The 5,979-nt window shown below is 54.0% G+C and carries 7 protein-coding genes, 1 tRNA gene and 2 pseudogenes; 3 read left to right on the top strand and 7 right to left on the bottom strand.

Going from position 1 to position 5,979, the window contains the following annotated elements:
* A pseudogene (gene glyA, locus D9K61_RS11950) lies at window positions 1–585 on the top strand (serine hydroxymethyltransferase); the annotation flags it as partial.
* A gap of 137 nt (window positions 586–722) precedes the next feature.
* On the opposite strand, the gene D9K61_RS11955 reads toward glyA, so the two are convergent.
* The 4 genes from D9K61_RS11955 to D9K61_RS11970 all read right to left on the bottom strand — a co-directional run bounded on the left by D9K61_RS11955 (window position 723) and on the right by D9K61_RS11970 (window position 2,845).
* Entirely contained in the window at window positions 723–1,007 is a 285-nt protein-coding gene (locus D9K61_RS11955; protein ID WP_120633482.1) for a hypothetical protein, read from the bottom strand.
* A 42-nt stretch (window positions 1,008–1,049) separates the two neighbouring features.
* Window positions 1,050–1,733, bottom strand: a complete 684-nt coding sequence (locus D9K61_RS11960; RefSeq protein ID WP_120633483.1) for a PspA/IM30 family protein — start codon at window positions 1,731–1,733, stop codon at window positions 1,050–1,052.
* 90 nt (window positions 1,734–1,823) lie between these two features.
* Window positions 1,824–2,414, bottom strand: coding sequence for a TetR/AcrR family transcriptional regulator (locus D9K61_RS11965; RefSeq protein WP_120633484.1), 591 nt, complete (start codon window positions 2,412–2,414; stop codon window positions 1,824–1,826).
* Window positions 2,415–2,470: 56 nt separating this feature from the next.
* Window positions 2,471–2,845, bottom strand: a complete 375-nt coding sequence (locus D9K61_RS11970) for a hypothetical protein (protein ID WP_120633485.1) — start codon at window positions 2,843–2,845, stop codon at window positions 2,471–2,473.
* Between the two features lie 48 nt (window positions 2,846–2,893).
* Between D9K61_RS11970 and D9K61_RS11975 the strand changes: the two genes are divergently transcribed.
* Window positions 2,894–3,694 (top strand): alpha/beta fold hydrolase, encoded by an 801-nt coding sequence (locus tag D9K61_RS11975; RefSeq protein ID WP_254055753.1) that lies wholly within the window; start codon window positions 2,894–2,896, stop codon window positions 3,692–3,694.
* Here D9K61_RS11975 and D9K61_RS11980 read toward each other — a convergent pair whose 3' ends face one another.
* Window positions 3,695–3,883, bottom strand: a complete 189-nt coding sequence (locus D9K61_RS11980) for a hypothetical protein (RefSeq protein WP_120633486.1) — start codon at window positions 3,881–3,883, stop codon at window positions 3,695–3,697.
* A 661-nt stretch (window positions 3,884–4,544) separates the two neighbouring features.
* On the opposite strand from D9K61_RS11980, the gene D9K61_RS11985 reads away from it, so the two are divergent.
* Window positions 4,545–4,630: transfer RNA gene (locus D9K61_RS11985), tRNA-Leu, on the top strand.
* A 6-nt stretch (window positions 4,631–4,636) separates the two neighbouring features.
* Here the strand turns inward: D9K61_RS11985 and D9K61_RS11990 are convergent.
* The gene (locus D9K61_RS11990; protein ID WP_120633487.1) at window positions 4,637–5,347 is read right to left on the bottom strand and encodes an HNH endonuclease; all 711 of its coding nucleotides are present in this window, start codon (window positions 5,345–5,347) and stop codon (window positions 4,637–4,639) included.
* A 448-nt stretch (window positions 5,348–5,795) separates the two neighbouring features.
* Window positions 5,796–5,979, bottom strand: a pseudogene (locus D9K61_RS11995) (IS5/IS1182 family transposase); the annotation flags it as partial.

Here is a 5,979-nt window from a genome sequence, read left to right on the forward strand (position 1 = left end):
ACCCTGCGCGGTCCGCGTGGGGGTATGATCCTCACCAATGATGAAGATATCGCTAAGAAAGTGAATTCGGCGATCTTCCCCGGCATTCAGGGCGGCCCGCTGATGCATGTGATCGCCGCCAAGGCCGTTGCCTTTGGCGAGGCACTGCGGCCCGAGTTCAAGGATTACATCAAACAGGTCGTGACCAACGCGCAGGCGCTGTCGGATCAGTTGATCAAGGGTGGTCTGGACACGGTAACCCATGGCACCGACACCCATGTGGTCCTGGTCGACCTGCGGCCCAAAGGCGTGACCGGCAACATCGTCGACAAGGCTTTGGGCCGAGCGCATATCACCTGCAACAAGAACGGCGTGCCGTTTGACCCCGAAAAACCAACCGTGACCAGCGGCATCCGTCTGGGCTCCCCCGCTGGCACCACGCGTGGCTTTGGCGAGGCTGAGTTCCGCCAGATCGCCGACTGGATCATCGAAGTCGTCGACGGCCTGGCCGCCAATGGCGAGGACGGCAACGCCGAAGTCGAAGCCAAGGTCAAAGCCGAAGTCGCAGACCTCTGCGCCAAATTCCCGCTCTATCCTAACTTGTAATCGAGACTGCAAAAGACAGAAAACGGCGCCCTTCGGCGCCGTTTTATTACCGGCCTCCCGCCCCTTTCAGCGCATCGTGGATGAGTTGAAATCGTTGGGCCAAGCGCCGCACCCTGAAGGGCACGGCGCGGTTGGTATCAGGTGTCTGAAGACGGCTCTTTCAGGACATCTTCCAAGAGTTTCTCGTTGCGTGCTTCTTCAATCCGATTGATCCGATCTTCTGCGGAACGTGTATCAAAGCGGTATTTAACCACGTTAATCAGACTAAGCGTCAAAAGAACGATACCCATGCCCCAGTACCCTTTGGTCGCCAACGGCACATCGGTGGACAGATAAAGCGAAAGACCCAGCAGAGCGTAAGCCACGGCAACTCCGGCACCGTTCAACATCAGGATCAGGCCGTTTTCATTACGATTGTTCATTGGAAGTCTCCTATTTCAAAGTTGATCTGGATGGACTGAAATTCAGATGTCGGATCGCGTTTTAAGGCGATTCAGAACGTCAGCTGCAGTCGCGCGGGTTTTTGGGCCATACCCGGCCTGTTCCATTCGGGCGGCAAGGTTGGTGTGGTCCATGCCCGCATCGATTTCGCGCAGGATCTCCGATTGCTCGAATGGATCGTCCTGATTCATCACCCGTTCGATCAAGGATTGAGCCTCGTCGATTGGGCTGTCACCGCCAAGATGCCGGTTCAACCGCCTTTGAAGACCCTGCTCTCGCTTTACCGCCCGAGCGGATATTGCCCCTTGTTTGAGATCCAGAATGCGGCGACTTGCGGCCTGTACGGAATGCCGCAATTGCAGGATACGCGTTTCAAGCCGATCCACAGTCTGCGTTCGCAGGGTCGTTTCGTTTTCCAGATCAGCAACGGCTTGCGCAGCGCTTTCAACCAAATCCTGACGATCATCCGTCAACGCCTGACGGGCCCTAGCCATCAGATCTTCAACGCGGCTTTTTAGCCCTTCGATTTGGCGATTTTCATTGCGTTGCTTCTGGATCAAGCTCGCCAAACTAAGTTTAGCCGCCTTCAGGTTTTGCTCTGCTTCGCGAATTTTCTGATCAATAAGCTCAATTGAATAGGTGTCCCGCAGACGATCTTCTGCCCGGGCATTTGCACCATTTATCAGGGTCTTCAAAGTGCCAAACATGTGTTTCTCCAATCATGAACAGCGTTCATAAAATGGATGTAACAGCAAAATGAACGGCGTTCAAGTTATTCTTGAACACCGTTCAGGAAACTATTTGTTTCCAATTCGTGAAAGAACCTGGGTAATCATCTTTTCGATTTGCTCCGGCGGCACGCCAGAGATGCGGTTTTCAAGACCAAGGGTGACAATCCCATGTACCGAAGAAAACAAGGCACGTGTCATCAAGTCCATTTCGACCCTGTCGAGATCAGGAAACAGCTGACTGACAGGATCGGCAATATAGGAAAACAGGCCCTTCAACGCATCGCGATACCAATCAGGCACGGCCTCATCGTCAGCCATCTTCAGATCGAACAGCGCTCGCCACAGGTTTGTGTTGCCGTCAGCAAAACGCAGATAGGCGGTGCTCATGACAATCAAACGCCCCACCGGAGGTTCGCTGCCGTTAAAGGAAGTGCCAACAGCCTGCCCAAGTCGCCGAAACGTGCGCCCGTTCACGGCCATAACAATAGCGTTCAGATCATCAAACACATTGTAAATCGCACCCAGAGCACACCCAGCATCTTTAGCCAAATCCCGCGCCCTGAGATCGCTGAGACCGTCACGTCCAATGCGACCCTCGGCAGCTTCGACCAGTTTGCCACGCAACTGCTCGCGTCGAATTTGGGATTTCGTTGACATTGCGCCCTCAGCCTTGAACCGCGTTCATTCATCAGCGCATAGGATAGAACACCCGATCAGATCAAGCCGCGCCACCAAAGAAACACCAAAACAAGCGCGGACAAGGCCAACATGTTGAAGGCCAGCCCCCCAAGCAGACCTAGGAACCATCCCAGTCTGCGATCCGCCAAATTGATAGATCCCAGATGCGCCTGCACATCTTCAGACGCCTGCACAAGCTTTGGAGAATCTAACACCAGCCTCAGTTTTGGATGTTGTGCCATTTGCTCGGCCTGCGCCAGCACTATGGCTTGTTTGTAAACCCGTCGCGGCAAGCGTGGCTTCGCCTGCCGAACCGAAGCCGCCAACGTCTTGCCACGCACGCCCAGCTTGGTTTTCAGCAGCGCAATTGTCTGCGCGATTCGGGTCTGAATATCTGGGTCTTGCGACATCGGTGGCCTCCTGACGCGGTAATCTAGCCTTGGGCGCGATAAGCTACAATGGGGCTGGCTGTTTCAATCGGCGGCTTGTATCACGCGCATATGCTGAACACGATCGTACATGGCGAACCTACATCGCGCCCGCCCCTTGTTATCGCACATGGTCTGTATGGATCGGCCCGGAATTGGGGCGTGATCGCCCGCAGACTATCGGATGAACGTCAAGTTGTGGCGGTGGACATGCGCAATCATGCCAACAGCATGTGGAACCCGCAGCATGACTATCCCCATTTGGCGGATGACATTGCCAAAGTGATCGACCAAATCGGCAGACCGACGGATGTCCTTGGACATTCAATGGGCGGCAAGGCCACGATGGCGCTGGCGCTGCAACACGAATCGCTTGTTCGCAAACTTGTGGTCGCCGATATCGCACCGGTCGCTTACAGTCACAGCCAGATTCAATTCATCGAAGCCATGCGCGCGGTGGATTTCTCACAGGTTAGCCGACGATCGGACGCGGAACAGCAGCTTGCCGCTCTGGGCGTAGAAAAAGCGCTGCAGAGCTTCTTTACCCAATCCCTCGATGTTGCTGGAAAACGCTGGCTTCTGAATCTGGATGTTCTGGCAAATGAAATGCCAAACATCATGGGCTTCCCGGAATTTGAGACTAAGTGGGACGGCCCTGCCCTTTTTCTGTCCGGAGGGGCGTCAGATTACGTTCTGCCAGAGCATCGCGAGAAGGTGCGTTCTTTGTTCCCCGCTGCGCGTTTTGCCAAGATTCCAGGTGCTGGTCACTGGCTGCACGCCGAAAAACCCCGCGAATTCGAGGCCGCCATCCGCACATTTCTAAATGCCTGACTACGCTTTGCTCTGATACAGTTTTTGCGCAACCAGCCACGACGCTGGTACGGCAAGTACGGCACCTGCTGCGGCTGCTGATACGATCGCGTTGACGGATACCAGCCCGGCTGACAATACAGCAACAACGGCCGATCCGGCCATGGCGGTTGCGATCAGTGAATATAGCACAGCGGCAAGACGAAACATGACCGGTCTTTCCTTTGATTGAACCCGATCACGATGCTACGCATGCATAACGCACTCGACTTTGACATGGGTCAGATCAAACGGTGAATCGGGCCACGTTTTGACGATTTCTTCGCCCCCGTTTATCCAGATGACCTGCTCCCCGTTGAGGCCGCAACTAAGGTTCGCCCTATTCAGGTTTTTAGGTGAACTGATTCAATATATGTGTATTGCGTAAAAAGCATCACATCTACTAGATGTCTCTCAAGTCTCACGGAGTAGCTACACGCGTCGGGTATCATTAAACCGAGCGAAACCCTGTTGGACGCACCGATGCAGAATTCCAATCAATACGTCAGCAAACTGAATTATTGTCACGGGTTTGTACCTGGACTGGGTGGTTAGGGCCAACACGAGCCCGGCGCATCATGCGGGCGCAAGGGAATGGTAGACACATCAGACCTAAAATCCTTCGCTTCCGTCCGCAAAGCGCATTGTATTCACGGCCTCGTGGCCTTACTGGTTTTTCAGGCCCGAAATAGGCCCGACGCGTCGTGCGGGCGTGATGGAATGGTAGACATATCAGACTTAAAATCCTTCGCTTCCGCCCGTAAAGCGCATTGTATTCATGGCCTTGTGGCCTTACTGGTTTTTTCAGGCCCGAAATAGGCCCGACACGCATGCCCGCGTGGTGGAATGGTAGACACAAGAGACTTAAAATCTCTGGGCCGGAAGGCCGTGCCGGTTCGAGTCCGGCCGCGGGTACCAAATTACCTATGTTTTTTTGTTAGTAAGTCTGCCGTGATCCCCAATTAAGCCCTGCAGTTCCTCTAAGGTCAGGCAAGGTTTTTTCGAATGGATAACTCGGTGGCAGGTTGCGCATACCATCGCTAAGTCAGCTGTGGTAGTCTCGCTGTCAGGTTGCAACTCTTCAATTGGAGTCTTGTGGTGGGCTTCGATACTTCGTTCTCCATCTGGTCCATAAACGTCTACTGGGACCATGCCACAACCACTACATGCTAGCTTTCCGCCATTCATCCGCCGGTAGTGGTCCTTGGCTCGCTTAACCAGTCCTCGGTCCCGTTCCTTGTACACGTGGATGCGCGTCAGCAGGCGACCTTCTTTTCCGACTGACAGTTCAGCGTCGACTTCTGGCTTGCGCTCCTCCTCAATCAATCGGTGCGCGGAGCCTGCGTTTGTTAGCCCGAAAATCTCCGTCTTGAGTGCGATGAGCCTATCTGCTGTCTTGCGCAATTCTGACGAGTTCACACCCTTAAATATCTCTGACGCATGCGCTTCCACAGCGTTAGCCAATTTGGGGCTACGCTTCCTAATCGCATCCACATTAGCGATGTCATCGGCGATAGCTTGTAGGCGATCTGCCAACTGAACCTGAAAATCGCTGTGTAGGATGGAGACTCTTAGCGGCGCTAGTACGGCTGTAAGACCGTCATCTTCCAATACATCGAAGTCCATCTGATCCATAACGAAAGACTTGTTTTCTAGCGGGAAAGAAAGCGAGTGTTGGTCTGAGCGCGCGGGCTCTGGCCTTGCTACGGGAATATATTGGGGCAGCAGATGCGCATTGTTGACCACTATTGCGTCCTAATGAGGCCTAGAGGTATTGGCAGAGAAAGCAACGGCGCGTGCAAATTTTGACGAACCTCAAAATTGACGATCCAATGCCAGCACCTCTGTCATACTTTGCAAGTCGGGTATGCTGGCAAAAAATCGATGGAACGGTCATAAAGCGTGTTTTTCTGATGCAATCACCCGCGCATTTCAGGGGGTAGTTTGGACCATGCTTTCTCCATGAAGCTTTTGTCACTGAACGGGTACATTTCAAAGTGCTCGTGCCACGAGAAATGTGGTTCTAGCGGGCTTTGTTGCACAAATCGGGGTCTGAACGCACTTCCCCTTTCCGCGGACAGACTCATCCTACGGGCTCTGTGATGGGTATGCCAAGAGCGGTGTAGCGGTTGAGCACCGCGATCCGGATCTGTAGCTCAGCGACCTGCCGGTCGAAGTCTCGGGCCATGAGGCCTTGGCCCAGGAGTTTGAGGCAGTGCATCTTCGTCTCTGCGCGACTTCGGCGGTGATAGCCGGTCAACTTTCGC

The sequence above is a fragment of the Ruegeria sp. EL01 genome, from assembly GCF_900313035.1.
Classification (GTDB): domain Bacteria; phylum Pseudomonadota; class Alphaproteobacteria; order Rhodobacterales; family Rhodobacteraceae; genus Ruegeria.

Coding starts and splice junctions, on each gene's coding strand:
- D9K61_RS11975 (WP_254055753.1), top strand. CDS start 2,894: ATGGGGCTGGCTGTTTCAATCGGCGGCTTGTATCACGCGCATATGCTG.
- D9K61_RS11980 (WP_120633486.1), bottom strand. CDS start 3,883: ATGTTTCGTCTTGCCGCTGTGCTATATTCACTGATCGCAACCGCCATG.
- D9K61_RS11970 (WP_120633485.1), bottom strand. CDS start 2,845: ATGTCGCAAGACCCAGATATTCAGACCCGAATCGCGCAGACAATTGCG.
- D9K61_RS11965 (WP_120633484.1), bottom strand. CDS start 2,414: ATGTCAACGAAATCCCAAATTCGACGCGAGCAGTTGCGTGGCAAACTG.
- D9K61_RS11955 (WP_120633482.1), bottom strand. CDS start 1,007: ATGAACAATCGTAATGAAAACGGCCTGATCCTGATGTTGAACGGTGCC.
- D9K61_RS11960 (WP_120633483.1), bottom strand. CDS start 1,733: ATGTTTGGCACTTTGAAGACCCTGATAAATGGTGCAAATGCCCGGGCA.
- D9K61_RS11990 (WP_120633487.1), bottom strand. CDS start 5,347: ATGGATCAGATGGACTTCGATGTATTGGAAGATGACGGTCTTACAGCC.